Source organism: Flagellimonas algicida (genome assembly GCF_049629585.1).
Taxonomy (GTDB): Bacteria; Bacteroidota; Bacteroidia; order Flavobacteriales; family Flavobacteriaceae; genus Flagellimonas.
On the sequence record NZ_JBMYIX010000001.1, the window covers coordinates 696,489 to 722,323 of the forward strand.

Annotated in this window: 20 protein-coding genes; 8 read left to right on the plus strand and 12 right to left on the minus strand. The window is 43.9% G+C overall.

Annotated elements, in window-relative coordinates; translation table 11 throughout:
- Window positions 1–135 precede the first annotated feature (135 nt).
- Window positions 136–1,161 (plus strand): threonine aldolase family protein, encoded by a 1,026-nt coding sequence (locus tag ACPD8L_RS03030; RefSeq protein ID WP_423941784.1) that lies wholly within the window; start codon window positions 136–138, stop codon window positions 1,159–1,161.
- A gap of 1 nt (window position 1,162) precedes the next feature.
- Here ACPD8L_RS03030 and ACPD8L_RS03035 read toward each other — a convergent pair whose 3' ends face one another.
- On the minus strand, window positions 1,163–1,489 hold the full coding sequence (locus tag ACPD8L_RS03035; protein ID WP_423941786.1) for a YbaB/EbfC family nucleoid-associated protein: 327 nt from the start codon (window positions 1,487–1,489) through the stop codon (window positions 1,163–1,165).
- Between the two features lie 145 nt (window positions 1,490–1,634).
- Between ACPD8L_RS03035 and ACPD8L_RS03040 the strand changes: the two genes are divergently transcribed.
- The 3 genes from ACPD8L_RS03040 to capB all read left to right on the plus strand — a co-directional run bounded on the left by ACPD8L_RS03040 (window position 1,635) and on the right by capB (window position 6,187).
- Window positions 1,635–3,689, plus strand: a complete 2,055-nt coding sequence (locus tag ACPD8L_RS03040; RefSeq protein ID WP_423941788.1) for a S9 family peptidase — start codon at window positions 1,635–1,637, stop codon at window positions 3,687–3,689.
- Window positions 3,690–3,761: 72 nt separating this feature from the next.
- The gene (capA, locus tag ACPD8L_RS03045; RefSeq protein WP_116218892.1) at window positions 3,762–4,802 is read left to right on the plus strand and encodes a cysteate synthase; all 1,041 of its coding nucleotides are present in this window, start codon (window positions 3,762–3,764) and stop codon (window positions 4,800–4,802) included.
- A 125-nt stretch (window positions 4,803–4,927) separates the two neighbouring features.
- The gene (capB, locus tag ACPD8L_RS03050) at window positions 4,928–6,187 is read left to right on the plus strand and encodes a cysteate-C-fatty acyltransferase (RefSeq protein ID WP_116218891.1); all 1,260 of its coding nucleotides are present in this window, start codon (window positions 4,928–4,930) and stop codon (window positions 6,185–6,187) included.
- A gap of 16 nt (window positions 6,188–6,203) precedes the next feature.
- Here the strand turns inward: capB and ACPD8L_RS03055 are convergent, their stop codons facing one another.
- From ACPD8L_RS03055 to ACPD8L_RS03085, 7 genes are all read right to left on the minus strand, one after another.
- Window positions 6,204–6,725 (minus strand): SMI1/KNR4 family protein, encoded by a 522-nt coding sequence (locus ACPD8L_RS03055; protein ID WP_421809302.1) that lies wholly within the window; start codon window positions 6,723–6,725, stop codon window positions 6,204–6,206.
- On the minus strand, window positions 6,718–6,936 hold the full coding sequence (locus ACPD8L_RS03060; protein WP_129654367.1) for a helix-turn-helix domain-containing protein: 219 nt from the start codon (window positions 6,934–6,936) through the stop codon (window positions 6,718–6,720). The genes ACPD8L_RS03055 and ACPD8L_RS03060 overlap by 8 nt, the downstream gene beginning before the upstream one ends.
- Window positions 6,937–7,170: 234 nt before the next feature.
- Window positions 7,171–7,554, minus strand: coding sequence for a hypothetical protein (locus ACPD8L_RS03065; protein WP_421809303.1), 384 nt, complete (start codon window positions 7,552–7,554; stop codon window positions 7,171–7,173).
- A gap of 121 nt (window positions 7,555–7,675) precedes the next feature.
- Window positions 7,676–8,302 carry an FMN-dependent NADH-azoreductase gene (locus ACPD8L_RS03070; protein WP_421809304.1) on the minus strand — a complete coding sequence of 209 codons (627 nt, stop codon included), beginning with the start codon at window positions 8,300–8,302 and terminating at the stop codon, window positions 7,676–7,678.
- Between the two features lie 54 nt (window positions 8,303–8,356).
- Window positions 8,357–8,941, minus strand: coding sequence for a Crp/Fnr family transcriptional regulator (locus tag ACPD8L_RS03075; RefSeq protein WP_423941789.1), 585 nt, complete (start codon window positions 8,939–8,941; stop codon window positions 8,357–8,359).
- Between the two features lie 42 nt (window positions 8,942–8,983).
- Window positions 8,984–10,102 (minus strand): type 1 periplasmic-binding domain-containing protein, encoded by a 1,119-nt coding sequence (locus ACPD8L_RS03080; protein ID WP_423941790.1) that lies wholly within the window; start codon window positions 10,100–10,102, stop codon window positions 8,984–8,986.
- A gap of 66 nt (window positions 10,103–10,168) precedes the next feature.
- A complete protein-coding gene (locus ACPD8L_RS03085; RefSeq protein WP_293300346.1) occupies window positions 10,169–11,155 on the minus strand; it encodes a transporter in 987 nt (328 codons plus the stop codon).
- 85 nt (window positions 11,156–11,240) lie between these two features.
- On the opposite strand from ACPD8L_RS03085, the gene ACPD8L_RS03090 reads away from it, so the two are divergent.
- From ACPD8L_RS03090 to ACPD8L_RS03105, 4 genes are read left to right on the plus strand one after another with little or no spacing between them, the layout of a single operon-like run.
- Entirely contained in the window at window positions 11,241–11,501 is a 261-nt protein-coding gene (locus tag ACPD8L_RS03090) for a DUF4834 family protein (protein ID WP_152130499.1), read from the plus strand.
- Window positions 11,502–11,525: 24 nt separating this feature from the next.
- Window positions 11,526–13,958: a YfhO family protein gene (locus ACPD8L_RS03095; protein WP_423941792.1), complete on the plus strand. Its 2,433-nt coding sequence runs from the start codon at window positions 11,526–11,528 to the stop codon at window positions 13,956–13,958.
- Complete coding sequence (locus tag ACPD8L_RS03100) at window positions 13,958–15,226, plus strand: glycosyltransferase (protein WP_423941794.1); 1,269 nt, start codon at window positions 13,958–13,960, stop codon at window positions 15,224–15,226. Before ACPD8L_RS03095 ends, ACPD8L_RS03100 begins: the two co-directional genes overlap by 1 nt.
- Entirely contained in the window at window positions 15,226–16,686 is a 1,461-nt protein-coding gene (locus tag ACPD8L_RS03105) for a lipopolysaccharide biosynthesis protein (protein ID WP_423941796.1), read from the plus strand. The genes ACPD8L_RS03100 and ACPD8L_RS03105 overlap by 1 nt, the downstream gene beginning before the upstream one ends.
- 70 nt (window positions 16,687–16,756) lie before the next feature.
- Here ACPD8L_RS03105 and ACPD8L_RS03110 read toward each other — a convergent pair whose 3' ends face one another.
- From ACPD8L_RS03110 to ACPD8L_RS03125, 4 genes are all read right to left on the minus strand, one after another.
- On the minus strand, window positions 16,757–17,920 hold the full coding sequence (locus ACPD8L_RS03110) for a hypothetical protein (protein ID WP_423941798.1): 1,164 nt from the start codon (window positions 17,918–17,920) through the stop codon (window positions 16,757–16,759).
- Between the two features lie 113 nt (window positions 17,921–18,033).
- Complete coding sequence (locus tag ACPD8L_RS03115) at window positions 18,034–19,968, minus strand: OmpA family protein (RefSeq protein WP_423941800.1); 1,935 nt, start codon at window positions 19,966–19,968, stop codon at window positions 18,034–18,036.
- 10 nt (window positions 19,969–19,978) lie between these two features.
- Window positions 19,979–20,923, minus strand: a complete 945-nt coding sequence (locus ACPD8L_RS03120; RefSeq protein WP_423941801.1) for a PorP/SprF family type IX secretion system membrane protein — start codon at window positions 20,921–20,923, stop codon at window positions 19,979–19,981.
- 47 nt (window positions 20,924–20,970) lie between these two features.
- Entirely contained in the window at window positions 20,971–25,722 is a 4,752-nt protein-coding gene (locus ACPD8L_RS03125; RefSeq protein WP_423941803.1) for a T9SS type B sorting domain-containing protein, read from the minus strand.
- Window positions 25,723–25,835: the final 113 nt, after the last annotated feature.

Here is a 25,835-nt window from a genome sequence, read left to right on the forward strand (position 1 = left end):
TTCAAGTACATAGAAAACACGGTATAAATAATATTGAAGAGGGCAGGTTTTAGGTAATAATAAATGATGAAAGGGGAATTAAAGTGAATATCCTACGGCTTGATGTTGAGCCTCGATATTGAATTTTGAACTTTTATGGAAATCAATCTGATCAGTGACACGGTTACCCGGCCTACAGCGGGAATGTTGGCGACCATGTTGGCCGCCAAAGTGGGGGACGATGTATTTAAAAACGACCCCACGGTAAATGCTTTGGAGGAAAAAGTGGCCAAATACTTTGGGATGGAAGCGGCTTTGTTCTTCCCTAGCGGCACTATGGCCAACCAAACGGCCATAAAACTCCATACCCAGCCCGGTGAGCAATTGATCTGTGATAAATATGCCCATGTCTTTAATTATGAAGGAGGAGGAGTCAGTTTTAACAGTGGGGTAAGTTGTAGATTGGTGGATGGGCATCGAGGGATGATGACAGCAGAACAGGTGGAAGCCTCCATAAATCCTCCAGATTTCTACCACAGTCCCTTGACTTCTTTGGTTTGTATAGAGAATACCACCAACAAGGGAGGGGGAGCCTGTTGGGATTTTGCAGAACTCCAAAAAATCAGAAAGGTTTGTGACGAACACCATCTCAAATACCATTTGGATGGTGCCCGATTATGGAATGCCTTGGTGGCAAAAAAAGAAGACCCAAAAAGCTACGGAGCCCTTTTTGACACCATAAGCGTGTGTTTAAGTAAGGGGATGGGGTGTCCTGTGGGTTCTGTACTCGTAGGGGATTCCGAGACTATTGCAAAGGCGCTTCGTGTCCGTAAAGTGCTGGGTGGAGGTATGCGTCAGGCCGGTTTTCTGGCCGCGGCTGGAATTTATGCCATGGACAACCATATTGACCGATTGGCGGACGACCACAAAAAAGCAGCCGAAATCGGGGAAGTACTCTCTAAGCTTGGGTTTATTAAAAAAGTGGAGCCCATAGAAACCAACATCATCATCTTTGAGTTGGATGAATCCCAGGTGTCATCCCCAAATTTTTTGAAAAAGCTGGAAGAAAACCAGATATCCATCATTGGAATGGGGCAGGGAAAGCTGCGTATTGTCACCCATTTGGACTATACGGATGCCATGCACGACCACTTCCTCACTATTTTGAAAAAAATAGGATAGCTTATTTCATAAAGGAATCCATTCCCGGGATATTGGGCATCCCTTCTTTGGCTACGGCAGCCAATTCCGTTTCATTGACCTCGGTAGCCTTGGTGATGGCCTTGTTAAGGGTCAAAACCAAATAATCTTCCAGTTGCTCCTTGTCTTCCAACAAAGAATCGTCAACACTTATGGATTTTATTTCCCTATTGGCGGTAAGAGTTACTTTCAAAAGGCCATCGGCGGATGCTTCATCAATCAGTACGGTATTCAAACGCTCTTTGGTGGCGGCAACCTTTTTCTGGGTCTCCTTCAATTTTCCCATCATACCCATTAAATCTCCAAACATAGTCGCAATTTTTTAGTTGTAATTGACTTCAAAAGTAATACATTGGAAGAAATCTAAATCCATGGGACATACCAAAACACTCACTTATAGTATCATTTTAAGCCTTATTTTTGCAGGCTCTTGCCAAAATACTAAACAAGAATCCATGAGTATACAACCCCCGGTGGCCCAAAAGAAACCTACAAAACTGGAGAAACACGGTGATGTGCGGACCGATGATTATTACTGGATGAACAATAGGGAAGATCAGGACGTGATTGATTACCTGAATGCCGAAAATGAGTATTATCAAAAAATGACGGCCCATACGAAGGAGTTTCAAGAGACGCTTTTTCAGGAAATCAAATCCCGAATCAAGGAGGACGACTCCTCCGTACCTTACAAATTGAATAGCTACTGGTATATTACCCGCTACGAGGAAGGAAAGGAATACCCTATTTTCTCACGTAAAAAGGAAAGTTTAGAGGCAGAGGAGGAACTCATGTTCGATGGCAACCAGATGGCCGAAGGCCACGAATACTTCAACCTAAAAGGGGTTACCATAAGCCCTGACAATACCTTGGCCGCCTTTGCCACGGATACGGTATCCAGAAGACAGTACAATATCCAAATAAAGAACCTTCAGACCGGTGAAATTTTTCCTGACAAAATAGAAAACACCACGGGGAGCTCGGTTTGGGCCAATGATGGAAAAACCTTGTTTTATACCAAAAAAGACCCCGTTACGCTTCGTTCGGACAAAATTTTCAAGCATGTATTGGGAACTTCTTCAGCGGATGATGTATTGGTGTTCCATGAAGAGGATGACACCTACAATACCTTTGTTTATAAGACCAAGTCCAGAAAATTTATCGTAATCGGTTCGGTGAGTACGCTCACTTCGGAATATCAAATTTTGAATGCCGATGACCCCAATGGGGATTTCAAGATATTTTCACCCCGTGATTTGGGTGTGGAGTATTCCATTTCGCACTACGAAGGCAATTTTTATGTCCTTACCAATAAGGACAAGGCCACCAATTTTAAACTGATGAAAGTCAGTGAAGGCCAGACTTCATCGGAACATTGGGAAGAATTTATCCCGCACCGGGAAGATGTACTGTTGGAGGATGCTGAAATTTTCAGGGATTATTATGTGCTTTCAGAGCGTGAGAATGGCCTTAACCAGCTCAAAATCTCCCGTTGGGACGGTACAGACAGCTATTATTTGCCTTTTGATAGTGAAACGTATGTAGCTGGAGCTTCGGTCAACTTGGATTTTGATACCAACGAACTCAGATATTACTATAATGAGATGGGGGCGCCTTATGCCGTCATCGATTTCAACATGCAGACCAAGACCAAAAAAGTTTTGAAGGAACAAGAAGTCCTTGGCGGTAAGTTTGATAAGGCCAATTACACCACGGAACGTTTATGGGCCACAGCATCGGATGGCAAAAAAGTGCCTATTTCCTTGGTGTACCGAAAAGATACCCCTTTGGATGGGACCAGTCCGTTGTTGCAATACGCCTATGGCTCTTATGGAAGTACCATTGATCCTTATTTTTCATCCGTACGGTTGAGTTTGTTGGACAGAGGTTTCATTTATGCCATTGCCCATGTAAGGGGAGGGGAGTATTTGGGAAGACCTTGGTACGATGATGGAAAAATGCTTCAAAAAAAGAACACTTTTACCGATTTTATAGCCTGTTCTGAGTTTCTCATTGAGAAAAAGTACACGAGTCCGGAACATTTGTATGCCAGTGGCGGTTCCGCAGGAGGTCTTTTGATGGGCGCTATCGTAAATATGGCCCCGGAACTCTATAATGGAGTCATTGCGTCGGTACCTTTTGTGGATGTGGTCACTACCATGTTGGACGATACCATTCCGTTGACCACAGGAGAATATGACGAATGGGGCAATCCCAATGAAAAGGAATACTACGATTACATCAAATCCTATTCACCCTACGACAATGTAGAGGCCAAGGATTACCCCAATCTTTATGTTACCACAGGACTGCATGATTCTCAAGTGCAGTATTGGGAACCTGCTAAATGGGTAGCAAAGCTAAGGGACTATAAAACAGATGATAACCTATTGTTTTTGGACACCAATATGGATGCCGGGCATGGCGGGGCATCCGGTAGATTCGAGGCTTTACGGGAGACGGTAAAGGATTACGTATTTATTTTAGATCTTGAAGGAAAAGCCTTTTAAAAATAAAAATGTTACTTTTGTGCCGGACTTTTGGCGAAATATGGCTAATTTGTCCCTTACCTAATACCAGTTATGAAGAAACAGATAAATGCGCACAGCAGTATCCTTGACCTAATTGGAAATACCCCCTTAGTTAAGCTTAACACCATTGCAGCTCCCCTAACCGGAAACTTTTATGCCAAGTTGGAGTCCTTCAATCCAGGACATTCCTCCAAGGACCGTATAGCCGTCCATATCATTGAGGAGGCTGAACGCAAGGGAATCCTTAAGCCAGGAAGTACTATCATTGAGACCACATCGGGCAATACGGGCTTTAGCCTTGCCATGGTCAGTATAGTAAAAGGGTACGATTGTATTTTGGCCGTGAGTTCAAAATCATCGCCCGATAAGATAGATATGTTGCGTTCCATGGGGGCCAAGGTATATGTATGCCCTGCCCACGTAAGCGCAGACGACCCGCGTTCGTATTACGAAGTGGCCAAACGTCTTCACCAAGAAACCGAGAACTCCATTTATATCAACCAGTATTTCAACGAACTCAATATTGAGGCCCATTATCAGACCACCGGGCCGGAGATTTGGGAGCAGACCAACGGGAACATTACCCATTTGGTGGCCTGTAGCGGTACTGGGGGAACCATTTCCGGGATTGCACGGTATTTAAAGGAACAGAACCCCAATGTGAGGGTTTTGGGCGTGGATGCCTATGGTTCCGTACTTAAAAAATACCACGAGACCGGGGAGTTTGATCATAATGAGGTATATCCCTATCGTATTGAAGGTTTGGGGAAAAACCTTATTCCAACAGCCACGGATTTTAATAGTATAGACCGTTACGTAAAGGTCACCGATGGTGAAAGTGCCCATATGGCCCGAAAAATAGCCCATACCGAAGGGATGTTTGTGGGCTATACCAGTGGGGCCGCCATGCAGGCACTGTTCCAGTTGAATACCGAAGGTGAATTTACCGAGGACAGCAATGTGGTGGTTATCTTCCCAGACCATGGCTCACGTTATATGAGCAAGGTGTACAGCAATGAATGGATGGAAAACCAAGGCTTTTTTGATATCCAAAATGCCGAGGTACCAGAAAAAATAGAATATATAAAGTAGTAAGATGTACTGCACAATCTAAATAAAGACGGCAATGATCTCATTGTCGTTTTTTTGTATAAAAATTTCGTTGTGCGTACTTCGTAAAAATCTATACTTTTGCAGTTCAATCAATTTTAAGGTAGATGAAAGATTTATTTGATAGGATCATTGAAAACAAAGGACCTCTAGGGAAATGGGCATCGCAGGCAGAAGGGTATTTTGTATTCCCGAAGCTGGAAGGACCCATCTCAAATCGAATGAAATTCCAAGGAAAGGATGTGATAACGTGGAGTATCAATGACTACTTGGGACTTGCCAATCTACCGGAAATCAAAAAAGTTGATGGGGACGCCGCCTACGAGCACGGTGCCGCCTATCCCATGGGCGCCCGTATGATGAGCGGCCATACCGATTACCATGAGCAATTGGAAAAGGAGCTTGCCGAATTCGTTCATAAGGAAGCCTCTTATTTGTTGAACTTCGGGTACCAAGGATTTATGTCCGTGATAGACGCCTTGGTGGCCAAAGACGATATTATTGTCTATGATGTGGACTGCCACGCCTGTATCATTGACGGGGTGCGCTTGCACATGGGCAAACGCTTCACATTTAAGCACAACGACCCGGAAAGTTTGGAGAAAAACCTGGAACGTGCCACCAAATTGGCCAATGAGACCGGAGGTGGTATCCTCGTAATTTCCGAAGGGGTGTTTGGAATGCGCGGAGAGCAGGGAATCCTCAAAGAAATTGTGGAGCTGAAGAAAAAATTCCAGTTCCGTTTGTTGGTGGACGATGCCCACGGCTTTGGAACCCTTGGTAAAACAGGGGCCGGAGCAGGAGAGGAGCAAGGTGTGCAGGACCAGATAGACGTATACTTGGCCACTTTTGCCAAATCCATGGCAGGTATCGGGGCTTTTGTGGCTGCCGACAAAGAAATCATAGAATACCTTAAATACAACCTAAGATCGCAAATGTTCGCCAAATCGCTGCCCATGGTCTACGTGAAAGGGGCATTGAAGCGATTGGACATGCTTCGTTCCAGACCCGAGCTCAAGGCCAAATTGTGGGAAAATGTAAATGCCCTACAAAACGGACTTCGCGAGCGTGGTTTTGATTTGGGAACCACCAGTAGCTGTGTTACCCCGGTCTATTTGAACGGAAGTATCCCGGAGGCCATGGCCTTGGTAAAGGATCTACGTGAAAACCACGGTATTTTCTGTTCCATTGTGGTATATCCGGTTATCCCAAAAGGGTTGATATTATTGCGATTGATCCCAACGGCTACCCATACCCTACAGGATATTGCAGAGACCTTGGATGCCTTTTCATCCATTAGGGAGCGATTGGAAAACGGTACCTATAAAAGACTTTCTGCTGCCGTAGCGGCCGCGATGGGGGAGTAACGAGTAGAATAAGCGCTTACATGCTATCTATACTACTTATTACATCAAGAAAGTAATCAGTAAGATTTTTGTATTCGATTTCACCTGGAATCCAACTGGCGAACTTCCAATATCGCCATACGGTTGTTGTGTTATTAGGAGGAATTAACAAAAAATATTGCTCCTCGTTCATTCCGGCAATGATAATGCTTTGTTCAAGTATAGCACCTGTTTCATCATTTCCAGTTCCTTTCCAAATTTCAACAATTTCATGGTCGTAAGTTTTTAAGTATTGAATTTGACCTACTTCTAAAAAACTTGGTTCTACAGCATCATTGTATGTAGGGTATCCATTTGCTATGGAAAGAAATTCTTTATAATCCTCAGGAAGTTGGATTCCAAGTCTTAATTCAGTTTTTTGAACTTCGGAAGTGGTTGCAGCAGGATTTCCTATCCAATTTTCTTGAACTTGTTGAGGAGTAAAATAATTATTGCCTACTTGGGTCAATGATTTTTTAAAAAGATCTGAAAGTATTTTTTCCACTCCTTCTTTAATCATTTTTCAAGGACAGATCCTTATACATTTCTTTGAACATTTCTCCCGGGTCTACATCCAAGGCCAATGCAATCAAATAAAGTTCCCAAGCCCGAAGTTGAGTCGAGGGATTAAGGGTCAATTCACTTATCCTTGATTTACTGATGCCAGTTTTTCTGGAGATTTCGGCCTTGCTAGCTGACTTTTTGGATAAAAACAATCCTAATTCTGTCATAATAATTTTTGATTTTCGAACTATAAAATAGAATTTCTAAACTTTTTGACAAATGAAAAAATACACCAAATCTGACCTAGAGGCCATTATTGGCACCCAACAAGAAAACCTGACCGTGATACAGGACTTTGGGCATCATTAAACATCAGAACGAGCTGTTGCACCAAGCCAACCAAAGGCTGCGGGACCAGATTGCAAAGATGGAGTAGGGGATGCGACAAGATTCCAAGGGTTTTAGGACTCTGTCTGGACTAATAATGTGCTTCCCGCTTCTGGTTTGGCGTTTGCATGGTCCATGGTCGGGGCTAAAAGGTACCCATAAATGTTGTGTTTTCTTTTCTCCAGCTCATTATTGAAGGCTTTATCGCGTTCTGCCTCTGTCTTAAAGGCTAAGCTTAGATGCTCAAACTCAGTTTCGCAATCAAAGAAAATTTCAGAATCGGCCATCATAAGCAGTCCGGAAAGGACCCTTTTCTTTACTACCCATGCTTGTTTGGAGTTTGGGTCCATCAGTACGGTATTGGGAGGAAGTCCATCAAGGCTATGCTGAATTTCAGTCAACAACCCTCTGCCGGTAATCGTATAACATTCAATGATTTTTACGGAAGTATGGTCCATGATGCATCTCGGTCAATGGTTTTTGATGTGATTTGGGGTATTCTAAAATCATAAAAATCCTTCAAAAACAAAAAAAGTGAACCCAATGGCCCACTTTATGCTCAAAATTTTTGAAGTGACTTTAGGGAATGGCGTTGATTTGCTCATAGATTCTTTGTTTCGACTTTTCAAAGATTTCCCCGCCAAATTCCTCATTGTCCAATGAAATTATGGTGGTGTCGGTCACACCCATCATCCCAAAGATAAACTTCAGATACGTGGTCTGAAAGTTCATGTGCCCGTTCTTTTCGTTTTCCCCATATCCGGTATCACCCCGGGTGGACAGGATAAACAGTTTTTTGTTTTCCAAAAGTCCCACATAATCCCCATCGGGCTTTCCCGAACGGAATTTCCAAGTCTCGTTGATCCGCATGATCTGATCTATATACGCCTTGAGACCACTGGGAATGGACCAATTGTACATGGGGGTTCCCAAGACATAAACATCATGTTCTTGAAGTTCCTTGACCAGTATGTCGCTCAAAGCAACTCCGATTTGGTTTTGTTCTTCCCTGTTTTCAGGCCTTACAAACGCACTGGCAATCCAATTTTCGTCAATGGGTGGGATTTCGTCCAGTCCCACTTCCCTGTGGGTAAAGGAATCATCGGGATTCTTTTTTCGCCAATTGTCCAAGAACAGCTGGGTAAGTTGTCTACTCTGCGATCTTTCGTTTCGCACGCTGGCGTTGATAATAAGTACTTTTTTCATTTGCTCTCCATTTTGAAAGCAAAGTTGTACCAAAAGAAAACCCTAAAAATTGACCTAGTTCAATTTCGGGTTGTTTTTTCGTATTCGGCTTATAAATTCGGGAGTCACTCCCAAATAGGAGGCAATGAGGTATTGGGGCACCCTTTTGGCGAGTTGGGGGTAGTTTTCCAAAAAATCGGCGTAGCGATGGGCAGCATCGTACGTATTGTTTATGACGATTCTCCGTTGTAAACTGGCCGTGTAGCCTTCCAGAATGATACGGAAATACCGTTCCAACCTTGGGATTTCCACCAACATGTTCTGAAATGCATGGTATTGGATTTGGAGCACTTCTGTCTTTTCCAACGCCTGAATGGTGTACATGGCGGGTTCTTGTTTTTGAAAGCTGAGGATATCCGTGGCCCACCAATCATCAATGGCAAAATAGAGAATCTCCTCTGTTCCTTTCTCAGGATTGATGTAAAAAGCTTTTAATGAACCGGAAATGACATAATTGTCCGTTTTGCACACCTCTCCATTTTGCAGCAAATAATCTCCCTTCTCCAAAGTCTTGGTGGTCCAAAAAGTGTTGAAAAGCGTAATCTCTTCGGGAGAGAGCTTTACATGTTTGGATATGTTTTGTAGTAGGGATTCGTGCATTTTGGCAATCTTTTATTTTAACAAACCCACCAAATTCTTCTGCTACAAGTCTTTGCGATAGGTTCTTCGGCGTTTGTGTACCACGGGATCAAAGTGCTTCCACATTTGCCGTATGGCCACATTCTCTTCCAATTCCGGGGTACGGATGCAGTTCACAACACCTTTATCACTGAATGTTTTATAATACTCGTTAAAAATAATGGCCGTGACCCCTTTGTTCTGATAATCGGGGCGGATGCCAATTAGGTAAAAAATGACATCCTTGCTTTTCTTTTTGGCTTTCAACAAGTGATAGATACCAAAGGGAAACAATTTCCCATTGGCTTTTTGCAGCGCCTTTGAAAACGAGGGCATCACTATGGCGAAAGCCACAAGTTCATCATTGGAATCCACCACAAACTTGATATACTCCGGATTGATGAAACTGATGTACTTCTTTTTGAAATATTCCTTCTGGATATCTGTGATCTTCACAAAAGAGGAAAGCTTGGAATAGGTGTCGTTGAACAGGTCGAACATTTTATCCACCCAAGGCATAATGTCCGCACTTTTGGTAAAGTTCATTTCCCGAAGTCCATACCGTTTCTTCACCAGTAAATTGGCCTTATGGAACAAGGCTGGGTCGGCCTTGGCTGCCAAAAACTTGTTTTCAAGGTATTCCTTTTCCTTGACAAATCCGTGTTTTTCGTAATGGGATTGATAGTAGGGGTGGTTGTACCAGGTAATCATGGTCCCGATATGGTCAAAGCCTTCAATAAGTACCCCAACCTTATCCAGATTGGAAAATCCTACGGGTCCTTCCATGTACTCAAGCTGGTGGTGCTTGCCAATTTCGGCCACCTTGTCCAATAAGGTTTTGGATACTTCAAGGTCGTCCACAAAATCGAACCACCCAAAACGCATTTTTTTGAGCTGTTGTTCGTTTACTTCCAACCAATTGACAATGGCAGCGACCCTGCCCACGATTTCCCCATCCTTGTAGGCCAAGAAAAAGGAAGCTTCGGCATTTTTAAAGACCGGATTTTTGGTTTCATCAAAGGATTCCATTTCATCCTTGATGATGGGCGGGACCCAATAGTCGGAGTTTTTATATAGGGAAAAGGGAAACTTTACAAAGTCCTTTAATTCTGCTTTGGATTGAACCTGTTTAACGGTGATCATACATCAACTTTTACAAGTTCAATAATAGGAATATTACCTACAGCATAAAAGCGTTGGGGTAAAAACTTAGAAATCTATATCGTCTTTATTTTTCTTATCCCGCTTTTTTGATTTTTTCTTATTGGAATTCTTTTTGATTTTTCCATTTTGACCGCCACTTTGCTCATCAATGGGGATAAGTTTGTCCTTATGGAAATCCAAGCGGTAGGAGAAGCCGGCCACTACGAAGATTCTGGAAGGGTCACTTTTAAAGTTGGATCCCAAATGAAAATCAGCCTGAAAGTTTTCGCTGAACAGGTACGCCAAGCCGGTGCGCGCCAAAATATCGGAATAACGGTCACTGTTGATGCCTTGTCCTTCCAAGAAAACACTCCACTTGGGGTTTCTAAAGGCATGGGTCACGGAAAGGGCATAGCGCCATTCCGGGAAATCGGTGCCAATACGGTCATAGGCAATGTTGGAAATCAGCACAAACCTTGGGGATAGTCTGCTCTGGGTAGCAATGGCCCCACGGTACGATAATACGGGGTCGCCCACATAAAAGGGATTGTCCCCAACGGTAAATGTGGCCCCACCATATAAGGAAACGGCAGGAATCAGGTTTTTCCACTGAAAAACATTGTTGGCCCGCCAGCTATATAGATTGGGCTTGTTTTTTTCTGGGTTTTTAAAGGGATCGTAGACCAAATATTTTAGCCCCACACGATTTCTGGAAAAATCGGTCAGCCTACCATCCGTTCCCAACGGGGAGGAATAGTCAATATTCTGCGAAATAAAGGAACCCTCGTATACAATCTCCAGTTGCTCGAAGAGTAGTCCGTATCGTAGGGCAATATCAGTCCCAAAAATATTGGAGTCAAAGTTTTGTTCAGAATCGTCCCGTTGCTCATACAGCAGCCCCATTTCAACCTGTGCCACATTTTTTCCAACGGCATAGGCACTGACCGCCCGGCCAGGTCTATTGGAATTGATGACATCGGTATATTGGGCACTTAAAAGGGTAGGGGCAAAAAGGGAGAGAAACAGTGCTTTTCTGACGAAGGAAAAATCCATATAACTGATTTTAATACTATTTTATGAAACGTTTGGGTTTATTAAGCAACTAACAGTGTAATTTTGATACAATAACTAAGGTTATATGGTTGTACTAAAAACGATTTTATTCCTCATATTAGTATACTACGCAGCTAAATTACTGCTAAAGTGGTTGGCCCCCAGATTGTTCAATTATGCCATGAAGAAGACCCAAGAGCGTTTTGGACAGGATTTTGGACAGTACCAACACTATACAAATGAGCCTACTGAGGAAGGAAAGACTACTATTTTTAAAGGAACCTCCAAAGGTTCCAAACCCTCAAAAAAAGTTGGAGAATACATAGATTTTGAAGAAATTGACTAATATTTGTCTTTTCAAAACCTATCCATGAAACTTTCTCCCAAGGCCTTTATCGTACATCTTTGTGTTTTTGGCTTGTTCATACTTACGTCATTGGTCTATTTTTATCCCGTATTGCAGGGAAAGGCCATTTTTCAATCCGACATTGCCCAGTACAAGGGTATGGCCAAGGAACGTAACGATTACAAAGAACTTACTGGAGAGGAATCGTATTGGACCAATAGCGCCTTTGGCGGTATGCCCACCTATCAATTGGGGGCAAACTATCCGCATGATTACGTAAAGAAATTGGATCGCTTGATTCGGTTTTTGCCCAGACCTGCGGACTATCTTTTTCTGTACTTTATTGGGTTTTATATTCTGCTCCTTTGCCTTAAGGTAGATTTTAGACTGGCGGCCTTGGGGGCACTGGCCTTTGGGTTTTCCACCTACCTCATCATCATCCTTGGGGTGGGACACAATGCCAAGGCACATGCCTTGGGCTATATTCCCATGGTATTGGGGGGCATCGTTTTGGTGTTTCGAAAAAAATATCTCTGGGGCTTTATCTTGAACGCGCTGGCCATGGCTTTGGAAATCAGCGCCAACCACTACCAAATGACCTACTATTTTATGTTGTTGGTATTGGTATTGGGTCTGATTCAGCTTATTTATGCCATCAAGGACAAGACACTAAAACATCTGTTCCTTTCCGTAGGGATTTTAATTTTGGCCGTGGCCCTTTCTATAGCGGCCAATGCCACAGGGCTTATGGCCACCAAGGAGTATGCGGATTGGAGTACCCGGGGCAAATCTGAATTGACCGTAAACCCGGACGGAACGCCTATGCAGGCCTCCAATGGGTTGGACAAGGAATACATTACACAATACAGCTATGGAATCGCTGAATCGTTGGACTTGTTTGTTCCAAGGATGTTCGGAGGTTCCGGCAATGAAGACCTTGGAACGGACTCCAAGGTGTTTGAATATTTAGTAGGTCAGGGTCTACCCCCTTCCAAAGCTTTGGAATTGTCCAGTGGACTGCCCTTGTATTGGGGCGATCAACCCATTGTGGCAGGGCCAGCCTATGTGGGAGCCATTGTGGTGTTTCTGTTTTTTTTAGGACTTTTTCTGGCGAAGGGCAAGCGAAAATGGTGGCTTTTAACTGGTGCCATATTGGCGCTAGTGCTTTCTTGGGGTAAAAATTTCCCAGCCCTCACCAATTTTATGATCGATTACTTCCCGCTGTACAATAAGTTTAGGGCAGTTTCTTCCATTCAGGTGGTATTGGAGCTCTGTTTGCCCGTTTTGGGCGTACTGGGTCTGTGGGAGCTTTTCAAAAAATCGGGGGACGACAAAGAAAAACTAAAGGCCTTGAAGTTGAGTTTCTTCATCACTTTGGGATTGGGCGTGTTTATTTTTCTCCTAAAAGGATTCTTCGACTTTGAAGGACTTCGCGATGAGATGTACCGCGGATATTTTGGTGATGACGTCATGACCATGATCCAAAGGGATAGGGAAGCAGTGTATACTAGCGACACGATTCGGTCTTTGATTTATGTGACCCTTGCCGCTGTGGTCCTTTGGCTATTCATAAAGGAGAAAATAGGCAAGAATTTCATGGTATTGGCTCTGGGCGGATTGATATTGTTTGATTTGGTCGGGGTGGCCCTTCGTTACGTGAATGAAGGTGATTTTGTACGCCAACGTCAGGTAAACACCCCTTTCCAGGCAAGTGAACTGGACCAAATGATCCAACAGGACGATTCCATCTACCGGGTGTTTGATCCACAGGAAGGCTTGAACGGTGCCCGAACCTCTTATTTCCACAAGTCCATCGGAGGATACCATGCCGCAAAGCCTAGGGCATTGCAAGATTTGTTCGAGTACCATCTGTACCAAAACAATCTACAGGTGTTGAACATGCTCAATGTAAAATACATCATCCAGCAAGATGAGGAAGGGAACAGCTTTCCTGCCCTGAACGATAATGCCAATGGCAATGCTTGGTTTGTGGAACGACTGCTTTCGGTTTCATCGGCCAATGAGGAGATTGCAGCGTTGAAGGATTTTGATTCAAAATCGGAGGCAGTGGTCAATACCACAGCATATCCCCGTTTGACCAAGAATCGATATGAGTTGGATTCATTGGCCTCCATACGCTTGGAAGACTATCGCCCCAACTATTTAAAATATAGGACCAACAACAGCAATGAAGGTTTTGCGGTGTTTTCCGAAATGTATTACCCTTCAGGTTGGAATGCCTTTATTGACGGTAAACCTGAACCCCATTATAAGGTGGATTACGCACTTCGTGGGATGAAGGTGCCCGCAGGAACCCATGAAATCGAGTTCAAATTTGAACCCAAGGTGGTGGAAACGGGGAGTCAGATTAGCTTGGCGGCCTGTACTTTACTGGGACTGATCATTGTGGGGGGTGTTGGTTATTCCTTTGTTTCCAAGAAATCCAAGGAATCCTGATGCAAAAGATTCTGGTCATAGCGTACTATTGGCCTCCTGCCGGGGGACCAGGGGTACAGCGGTGGCTAAAGTTTACAAAATACCTGCCCGAATTTGGATTCACTCCCATAGTCTATGTCCCGGAGAATCCCAGCTATCCCATCATTGATGAAAAGCTGGTTGGGGAAATTCCCAAGGACATTAAAGTACTGAAACAACCCATAAAAGAACCCTATGCTTGGGCCTCCTTGCTTTCCAAAAAGAAGACAAAAACCATCAGTTCCGGGATTATTAAGGAAACGAATCCTTCAACCATGGAAAAATTGTTACTGTGGATACGGGGCAATTTTTTTATCCCTGATGCCCGTAAGTTGTGGGTAAGGTCTTCCATGGAATACTTGGCAAAGGTCATTGCGGATGAAGGCATAAAAACCGTGATCACTACAGGACCGCCCCATAGTTTGCACTTGATAGGTTTGGGCTTAAAGAAGAGATACGCCATCCAATGGATTGCGGATTTTAGGGACCCATGGACGACCATAGGGTACCATAAAAAATTACGCTTGACCCCATATGCACAGCGGAAGCACAAAAAACTGGAACAAGAAGTACTGGTTTCCGCCGATAAAATTGTGGTGACCAGCCATACCACAAAAAAGGAGTTCGAGGCAATTACCGACAAGCCCATTAAAGTAATCACCAATGGGTTTGATGAGGCCTTAAAGCCTATGGCCCAAGATGACAACTTTACGATTTCCCATATCGGGTCATTGCTTACAGGGAGGAATCCTGTGGGTTTATGGCAAGCTCTGGCTGAACTTGTTCAAGAAAACAAAGATTTTGGGAACACCCTTCGTATTCAATTGGCTGGAGTGATTGGGGAAGAGGTGCTCAAATCCATTCATGGATTTGGACTTGATCCCTACTTGAATCAGATGGGGTATCTTTCCCATGACCAAGTTTTGGAGGTACAGCAAAAATCACAAATATTGTTGTTGCTCGAAATTGATTCCCAAGAGACCCAAGGTATCATCCCGGGCAAACTTTTTGAATATTTGAACGCCAAACGACCCATTTTGGCCCTAGGTCCGGAAGGTTGGGAAGCGGGGGCCATGGTGACCACGGTTCAAGCGGGGGAGTTCTTCCTGCATTCCGATGTAGCATCCCTAAAATCGGTACTTTTGGATTGGTTCAAGAAGTACCAACAGGGGGAACTGCAAATAAATTCAAAAGATGTGGAGCAGTACCATAGAAGGGCTCTGACCCATAGTTTGGCTAAATTTATCTAATGGGAATCGTACTAAAGCAATCCATACAAAATGTTGTAGTCACCTATCTGGGTTTTTTGTTTGGTGCGGTGAACACCCTTTTCCTCTACACCAAAATCTTGCCTGATGCCTATTATGGATTGGTAACCTTCATCCTGGCCTCTGGTGCTATTTTAATGCCCTTAATGGCTTTTGGGGTGCACAACACTATGGTGAAATATTATAGCTTTTGTCAAGATTCTGAAAAGGATTCTTTTTTAACATTGATGCTGTTGATTCCCTTGCTGGGGATTGTTCCTGTTGCTTTGGTCGGGTTCTTTTGGTATGAGCCTTTGGGGAATTTGATTTCAGAAGTAAACCCAATGGTCAAGGATTATCTCTGGTATGTTTTTGTTGTGGGGTTGGCCATGGCATATTTTGAGGTTTTTTATGCCTGGTGCAAAGTACATCTGAAATCGGTTTTTGGAAATTTCATGAAAGAGGTGTTCGGTAGGATAGGGGTGTCCATCCTTTTGATCCTATTGCATTTTGAAGTTATTTCGCTGGATTTCTTTTTCAAAGGTTTAGTGGGACTGTACCTATTGCGCACCGTGATCATCAAAATGTATGCCTATACACTCAGGTTTCCCCGGTTGGATTTTAAATTTCCGGCACATGCCAAAGAAATACTCTCCTATTCCTTTTTGATTATTTTGGGGGGTTCGGCCGCCTTGATTTTGTTGGAAATCGATAAGGTTATGCTCAATCAATTCATCAGTATTGAAAATGTGGCTTACTATGGGGTTGCCGTATATATTGCCACCGTGATTATAGTACCATCCAGGGCCATGCACCAGATTACCTATCCACTGACTGCGGAATTGTTGAATACCAACGACCAAGTTGGTCTGAAAAAACTGTATCAAAAAACCTCATTGACGTTGTTTATTGCATCGGGGATTTTATTTGTTCTGATCATACTCAACTTAAATGATTTATATCTCCTGCTCCCGGAATCGTACCGGAACGGGTTCATCATTGTTTTCTTGATTGGTTTGGCCAAGGTATTCGATTCGCTCTTGGGCAACAACAACTCCATTCTGTACAACTCCAAATACTATAAAACAGTTTTGATTTTTGGAGTCTGCTTAGCCGTGTTGACCATTGTGTTGAACTTTCTATTAATTCCAAAATGGGGGATGACAGGGGCAGCCTTGGCAAGTTTTATTTCCATTTTTATTTTTAATGTGGTCAAGTTGGGTTTTGTAAAACGAAAGTTTGGCTTTCTGCCTTTTACGGGGGCTACTTTCAAGGTTTTTGCCACACTCCTCCTGTTGGCGGTATTGTTCAATATGTTGCAGTTCTCTTTTCATCCCATCATCAATATTCTGCTGAAATCCATTTTGATTGTTGTGATGTATGTTGGGATTCTATATCGGTTTGAAATTTCAGAGGATGTTTCAGGCGTGCTTTCCAAATGGTTGAAGAAGAGGCAGGAATAATACAAAAAAGAACCCCGTAGCGGATAAATCCAACTACGGGGTAAACAACTAACCAACCTAAAAACTATCTTTATTGCCTTCTGGAACTTCTTGATGTTCTTCCAGCGTTACTGCTTCTATTGCTTGTTCTACCAGTGCTTTTTCTAACAGTAGTACTTTTGGTACTTCTGGAAACCGTTCTTTTGGGAGCACTTTTTCTACTTACTACAGACCTACTTGAACTGCTTCTGGTCTGAGGCTTTTTGTACGTACTTGTAGTGGTCCTGGTCACCGTCTTACGATTAGGGGTAGAGGTAACCTTTCTTTGCGTTACGGTTTTCCGGTTTGGGGTCCGGGTCACCTGCTTTTGGGCCACGGTTCTACCACTGTTTCGGGATACACCATCCGCTTTTTTGTACACCCTTTTACTACTGGTCCTATTAGGGGCAACTTGTCTTTTTACGGTGTTGGAGCGGGAAACGGTATTACCTTTCCTATAATCGTTTCGGGCCACCGTTTTATTGCTACGCCCTGTGTATCCTCTTCGTATACTGGCATTGTCACGTACCGCTACTCTTCTATCGTTTCTATAGACTTTACTTCTCCTATTGGGGTTATACTTGTATGACCTTCCAACTTTGGCATAAGTTCTTCTATAGTTGTGTCGGTAAGGAGTATAGTACGTATATCGTACCGGTCTATAGTATCTTCTATATGGTGAGGTATATACGGTACAGAACCCTACAGCTGGTCTGGCAAAATACCTATGGAAAGGACGGTACACATAATGTCTGTTATAGATGTTGATGAATCCTGTATAATGACTGAACACGCCTCCATTATAATATACATGCAATCCACCTAAGCGTCTTACCCTACCATTATTGTACCAGATGTCCACACCACCTATCTGTGAAACCCGACCATAGTAATCGTAAAAAATGGGGGTGTTTTCCACTTGGATCACGGCACCATAATCATCATACTGCACATAAGGGTCGTAGTTATACCCAGAGTTGAAGGTAATGCCCACATTTCCAATTCGGGCACCAACACCAACATTTACTCGGTTGTCCATGTAAAAATCGAACTCACCATCAGGGTATACTGAAAAAGTTACCCCGTCTTCAACGAAGATAAATGAGTTTCCATATCGATATGTTGTAGCTGTTACAACATTATCTTCTATTTTGGCGGCTTGGGTACCTAGTGTACCGAAAGCGATCGCTGCTATAAAGAGTACTAACTTTTTCATACTACAAGGTTTTAAGTTCTAGATGTACCTATTTACATCCACCTTGATAATATCAAGCAGCGTGCCAAAAAACTAAAATTTCTATAACATGTTGATTATTAGTTCTATAAAAATCAATCATTGATAATGAACATGGATCTTCTGTTGAGTTGGTGTTCTTCTTCTGAGCACCTCACTCCATTGGAGCAGTTGTTCAACAATTGGGTCTCTCCATAGCCTTTTGCAGATAGCCTACTTCGGTTTATCCCTTGTTTCACCAACCATTCCAGAGTGGCTTGGGCACGTCTTTCGGATAGGTTAAGGTTAAACCGGCTACTTGACCTTGAATCGGTATGGGACTCAATATGTATGGAAAGTTCGGGATATTGTTTCATGGCTTGGAGAATCTTGGCCAGTTCCACTTCGGCATCAGGCCGTATTCTGGACTTTCCGTAGTCAAAGTAGATAGGCTGCAGGGTAAGCCTACACCCCAAATCATCAATGGGGCACTCTGGAGGTGTAAGTTCAATATCCATTTGTTCGGTATGGGAACCCCGTGGAGTGACCGTACTTTTTTGGTTAGGGGTATAATCTTTGTACTCTGCATGAACTGTGTATGCTTTGCTGCAATCCACTACACCCTTAAATATGTAATTGCCACTACTGTCCGTGGTGGTTTCGGCTACTTTATTGTTGTTCTTGTTCATGAGGCTAACCGTGGCCCCATCCAAGGGTTTTCCTGTTTTGGAATCAGAAATGGCTCCTTGGATAATGGTTAAGCCGCAGCTTTCCCAAACCCTATAAATGTCATCGGAACTACTTCCGGCATCACCATCCCGGTTGGAGGCCAGATACCCTATTTTCTTCTCTTCATTCAAGATAAAACCAAAATCATCCTTATTGGAATTAATGGGTTGCTTGAGATTGGTCACTTCTTCAAATTCTCCATCAGGTTCCAGCGAAACCACAAATATATCGAGTCCCCCTAGTCCCAAATGCCCATCACTGGAAAAGTAAAGGTTGTTGTTCTTCCCAATAAAGGGAAAACCTTCCCGTGTTTCCGTATTGATTTTTGGGCCAAGGTTAACGGGCGTTCCAAAGGAACCGTCCCCTACAATATCCACATACCAGATATCCGATTCTCCATGGGTGCCCTCCATGTCCGATGAAAAATACAGTCGCTTTTCATCTGGTGACAAGGCCGGATGTGCCACAGAGTGTGAATCGCTGTTAAAAGGAAGTTCGGTGATATTTTTCCAAGAACCGTCATCCATTTTAGTGGCTTGGTATATTTTTAGGCTGACCAGTTTTTGCCTGTTTTTTCTTTTTCGTCCCTTGAAGTAGTTATTTCGAGTGAAGTATACTGTTTTTCCATCATTGGTAAAGACCGCATTGGATTCATGATACGGGGTATTGATATCGCCTTCAAGCGGTTTAGGATGGGACAACCGCCAATCTTCATCCACTTCGGCCTCAAATAGATCTAAATAGGGCAGTCCTGTCCAATTATGTATTTTGTCCCCTTCCGTTTTTGCTGAAGAAGATGCAAAAACCACCTTATCCCCATAGAAAGCTGGAGAAAAATCAGAACTGGTGAGTAGACCAGTAATATTGGCCACTTCGTAGGTACTGGATTTAAATCCTACCAAACTGTCCAATTTGGCATAACCCTCCATAAAATTTTTTGCAATCTCCGTATTGGAGGACAAACCTGAGTATTTACCCATCATTTTTTTAGAGGTTTGGTAATCGCCAATACTCTTGAAACTTTGGGCAGCCCTGTAGTAATATATGGGGTCTACATCATTGGGAAATTTTTCCATCAATTTTTTATACCACTCCGCAGCCTCGGTATATTCACTATTAAAATAGTAGGTGTCCCCTAATTTTTTGAGCACTTGTGGGGATTCATAACCGTCATCAACAATTTTTAAATAAATTTCTCTGGCATCTATGAAATAGTAGGAGTCAAAATCTTCATTAGCTTTTTTAATAACGCTGTTTTGAGGGTATGAAATGAATATGGTAAAAATGGTGCATAGGATCCCAAGGATGGTTTTGTGGTTCATAAGGTGAATTTTAAAAGAATCTAGGTGTAAGGACTTTGTCTGTTTTATGGAATAGGTCAAATCGGAGCAGTGCTTCATAGGAACCACTATTGTAATCTTTGATTGGGGTTGAGTCATAATCATAGGCCACTCCCAAGAACATGGACGGGGAAATCTGGAACCCGGCCAAGGCACTTATGGAGGAATTCCACCGATAGGAAGCGCCCAGGGCAACCTTCTCATTGATCAAAAAGTTTGCGGACATATCCCATTGTAAGGGAGATCCACTGACAAACTTTACCAAGGTCGCGGGTTTGAACTTTAGGTTGGGGGAGAGGTCAAACACATAGCCCGTGATAAAAAAATAGTGTAAGCGTTCCACAGCTATGTTATCCAAGTCCACATCGTTCAATGAGCCTTCGTCAAAATGTTTGGAATTCATGAAATTGGGGACAGAGAACCCAGCATAGAATTTTTGGGTATGGTAATAGATCCCGGCCCCGACTTGGGGTTGCAGTTTATTGTCCACCGTATTTTGAAAAAATGGATCGTTGGGGTCATAGATGTTCAACTTGGTGTAATCCACATCCAAGAGGTCTATCCCTGCCTTAAGCCCAAAGGATAGTTTGCTGATATCATGTCGGGCCAGCTGTATGGAATATGAATAATCCACAATAACGTTGGACTCGGTGGCCGGACCAATTTGATCATATATGATGGAGAGCCCAAGCCCCATATTCTTTGAAACACCTATGGGTGAGTTGAGTGTAAAAGTGCCTGTTTGTGGGGCACCTTCCAGACTTAACCATTGGGTACGGCCCAAAACCCCAATACTCATTACTTCCCTAGAACCTGCATAGGCAGGGTTTACAATCTGGGTGTTGTACATATATTGGGTGTATTGGGGGTCTTGTTGCCCATGAACAGTACAAATACACCCTAGGCATAGAAATGTCATCGCAATAAGTGTTCTCATGAAAGGTATTCTGAATGTTGATTTCATTATATAATGGCTTGGATACATTAATCCCGGTTGATATAGAGGTATCCCGAATAGCTGGCCTCACCTGGGTTTTCGGTCTCAAATTCCAAAATGTAGAAGTAGGTGCCACTGGGCAGACTTCGGTCTTTCATGATCGTGGCCTGACCTTCAGAAACCCCTGTGAAAACCTGATTGCCTATACCATATCCTTCAGCTTCATACACCAAGGCGCCCCATCTATTAAAAACTCTCAGGGAATTATTGGGGTATGCCTCAATACCATCAATTCTGAAATAATCGTTGATGCCATCCCCGTTGGGAGTGATTCCGGTATAAATCTCGAAGTCTGGGTCAGTTCCCTCACTGGGACAGGCATCAGCGGGAACTATGGTGACGGTCTGTTGGTCTTCATCAAAGCTATCGTCATCGGACATATCCGAGACTTGGGCTTCCAAGCCCACGGGTTGCGAAGAAACCATAGCTTGGTTGGTCACCGAGCCGTTGTCAATATCTTGTTGGGTAAGCGAGTGGGTGGTCTTAAACGTCCAGCTCTCCCCAACGGACAATATGCCATCATTGCCATTGTCTGTTCCGGGTACAGGACCAGGAATATAACCTCCCAGTTTTTCATCTTCCAAGAGGAGTTCTTCTAAGTCAGCCTCGCCTGTATTGGATACCGTGAATGTATAGATAATGGAATCGGGGCATGCATCGCCATTGGCATCAGCCAGATTGCCTACTTTGATTAGCCCTATTCCCGCCGACCCATTGGTACAGGCATCGTTGGGCACCACGGTATTTGCGGAAGCATTCTGCGAAACGTTCGCTTGCAATCCCACTGGGTTGGCCGATACCGAGGCCAAATTATCCACAGAACCATTGGAAACATCGGCTGGTTGTATGGCATACAGGGCTTGGTAGGTCCAGCTTTCGCCAACGGAAAGCATACCGTCTTCCCCAAGATCACTTCCTTCGGTAGGACCGTTTACCGTACCATTCAACTTATCATCTTCCAAGGTCACATTTTCCAAATCTAGTGCTCCCGTATTGGTCACGGTAAAGGTGTAGAGGATACTTTCACTGCATCCGTCCGAGTTGATGTCCACCAACTGCCCAGACTTGGCCAATCCCAAACTGGGCGCCCTATTGGTACATGCTGTATCTGGGACATCGGTTTTTGTGGGTCTATCATCCAACGGGTCTTCAAAATCGGAAAAATCGATTACCAAAATATCTATCCCTTCGGGTTGAGCAGTCACCCGTGCCGTGTTCTCCACATACGTCAGGTCGATATCCTCTTGTACAATGGCATAGACGAACTCATAGGTCCAGCTTTCACCTATGGAAAGGATATCATCATCATTATCATCACTACCATCAACAGGCCCAGATATTGGATTGGGACTTAATTTATCATCCTCCAAGAATACATTGTCCAAGTCCACATCCCCGTTATTGGTGACCGTAAAAGTGTATAAAATGCTTTCTTGGCAACCATCTTGGTTATAGTCCTTCAGTTCTCCTACTTTGATCAGACTGAGGCTCGCATTACCATCGGTACAGGCGTCGTTGGGGATGGTAATGTTGGTGGGGTCGTTCTCCGTATTCGAGTTATCATCAGAGGTGTCGGCTACCTGTGCAGTATTACAAAGATTGAACATAGTCACGGTAGCGGTGTTCTCCACATAGCCGTTGTCAATATCCGTTTGGACAATATTGTAAATGGCTTGGTAGGTCCAGCTTTCCCCTACGGAAAGGATGCCGTCCCCTCCGTCATCACTTTCTGGGGTGGGACCGGGGACCTCACCGTTCAGCATATCATCATTTAAAACGGCGTCGTGCAGGGCCACATCTCCCGTATTGGTCACGGTAAAGGTATAGGCCACGCTCTCGGGGCAGTTATCGTTGTTGATGTCCAACAGTTCTGCCTCTTTGATCAAGCCAACGGCCGGGTTTTGGCAAGTGCTCAGGTCCACTTCGGTGACATCGTCCTCATCAGGGCTATCATCGTCCGAAAGGTCCTGTACCATATAATCCGGATAAGCCTGTACATTGGCGGTGACTTGCGCCTGGTTGTGGAAACACCCAAAATTAATATCGTCAGGGCTTATGGGTTGGGTGGCGGTGTAGATCCATGTTTCACCAGGTTCCAAGATACCCATAAAGTTACCATCGCCTTGGGGGCCTTGGATCACCAAAGGCAAATCTAAATCCGTGACCACCACATTTTCAAAACTTTCGTCTGTTGTGCTTTCAATGGTCAATGTAAAGGTATAGTCGATGGCCGAACAGTCTGCATTGACCACTCCTTCTTTAATAAGGGCAATGCGGGGTTCACAATCCCCAAGCAAGGTAACGGTAGGCCTATCCTCCAAGGTGTTTTCAAAATCCGAGGTATCCTCCACGGTAATTTCCGCAAAGCCTTCCATGGTGGCCGTGACTATGGCCGTGTTTTCCACTTGTCCGGCAAGACGATCATCTGTGTTGAGTTGGTATTCTATGTTTTCGTACACCCAGATTTCATCCGGGCCCAAAAGACCGTCATTGCCCACATCACCAGAGGTAGGCGGAAAATTAATGTCGATAAAGATCGGTAGGTCTTGGTCAGCAATGGTAATATTTTCCAAGACTTGGCCTTTGGTGCTCTCGTTGGAGACCGTAAAGGTATAGTCAATGAATGCGCAACCTCCTTCTTCTCCCTGGCCGCCATAGGCCACCCCGGTTTTGACCAAGGCAATTTTTGGGGCGCATTCGGAAATATCGGTGACCGTGGGGCGGTCTTCGTCCACATTGTCAAAATCGGACCAATCTTCCACGGTTACTCCCAAGATTTGATCCTCTGCAGAAACATAGGCAGTATTCTCCACTTCTCCAGCTTCAAGGTTTTCTGCTGTGATGACATAAAATCCTGTATATTCCCATGTTTCTCCAACTTGCAAGATGTTATCTCCATCATCTCCTGAAACGTAGGTGATATTGGTTACATGGTCATCGGTTACGCTGAGAATATGTAAATCGTTCCCATTGCCACTTTCATTGGTCACATAAAAGGTATACTCAATGCCGTAGCAGCCCCCATCATTGCCTAATGGGTCTTTGGAAACCCCTTTTTTAACAATGGCAATACGGGGAGCGCAGGCAGTAAGGTCTGTAACGGTTTCGCGGTCTTGGGCGGGGTCACTGGGGTCGGAGGCGTCCACTGATACTAGGGGTGGAATAATATCTTTGGTCTCAGCCTTGACATAGGCCTGGTTGAGTACTTCACCATCAATTATGTTTTCTGCGGTTACATTGTACACCCTGAAATAGGTCCAAGTTTCCCCTGGTTCCAACTCACCATTGGTTGTAATGCTTTCGATGGGGGCATCCAAGAACACCCCACCAAAAGCAGGGTCTTCAACGGTAATGTTGATATAACTGTGGGGAACATTGTTTAGATGCATTACAGTAAATGTGTAGGTAATGTTATCGCAGGAATCGTTGTCTTCAGCGGTTTTGATAAGAGCAACGGTGCCTTTTTCACATTCAAGAACTATGTCCGTGGTGGCATTGTCCAAAAAGTCGCTGGGGTGGGACAAATCACTGACTGTGGCCAAAGGGTTACCATCCACCGTTGCGGTAACATCTATCTGTTCAACCAGTGTATTGGGGTAATAATCGTTTTGGTCCAAGGGACGGGTGGCAGTATATTCCCAAGATTCACCAGAATCGAAAAAAGTATTGTTGTTGTCATCCCCAGTAACAAATGTAAAGTTCAAGTTGGGGTCTAAACTCGCAATCTGTACATTGGTCAAGGCTTGGGCCACTGCGCTTAAATTTCTGACTACCAATTGATATTCAACGGTCTCACAGCCCGGAGCATTGCCAAACCAGTCTTTGGTCTGTACAACAAGTACTGCTCCAATACGGCGACAACTTTCAATATCTATCCTTGTTGGATTATCCTCGGTAGTGAATACAGAATCGGAAAGGTCACCTGCGGTACCTGCCATAATGGTGGCTTGGTTTAAAACTTCAGGAAGGTTAAGGTCTTCCGGGTTTAATGTCTTAGTTGCTGTATATTCCCAAGAATCACCAGCATCGAAAGAGTTTGGGGAGATGTCACCATTTTTATTGGAAGGAACTACATTGGCAACAAAATCTACATCGTTGATGTCTACAATGGTTATTTGAGCTTCGGTGTAGGAGTTTGGTCCTTGATTTCTAACCATAATTGTATAATCAATGGCCGTACAATCCCCATTTCTGACCCCGGTCATAGTGGCCACCACATTTTGACAAGAAGCTACATTGGTAACCGTTGGGTCATCCTCATTAATGAGGGTATCATCGGAAAGATCACTAGCGACACCACCAACGGTAACTTGCACCTGATTGGATAGGGTCGATTGCGTTAAAGTACCTGGGTCAATCGCACGAGCAGCCCTATACTGCCATGATTCCCCAGCTTCAAAAATATTATCGCCATCGTCCCCAGCAAAGGGCAGGGTTTGATGTGTAAAGTTGGGATCATTGCCAACTTCCGCAATAATCACTTCGGCAGGGAGAAAGGACTCACCTTGTGTACTGGTATTCCGTACTGTGATAACGTATTGTACCGAAGAGCAGTCAACAGCCACACTTCCCGACATGGTTACGGCAATACTTGGAACATAGAGATTGTTTTCAAAGTTTCCAACCTTTAGGTTTATGGCACCACGGCCGAGATGAAAAAAACTAAGTCCAAAAAAGGCCAGCAACAGCCCAAGTAGACTTTTTCTATACGGTATTAGATGGTTTTTGAGGGAGTACATAGTTTTTGGGTTTGTAAGTTTTTTGGGGTTGAAAAGCCTCCATCTGAAAGGAAGTGCCCAGATGTTTTCGTTTCCAATAGGTGTAAAACAAGTTTGTTGATCATGGATAGATC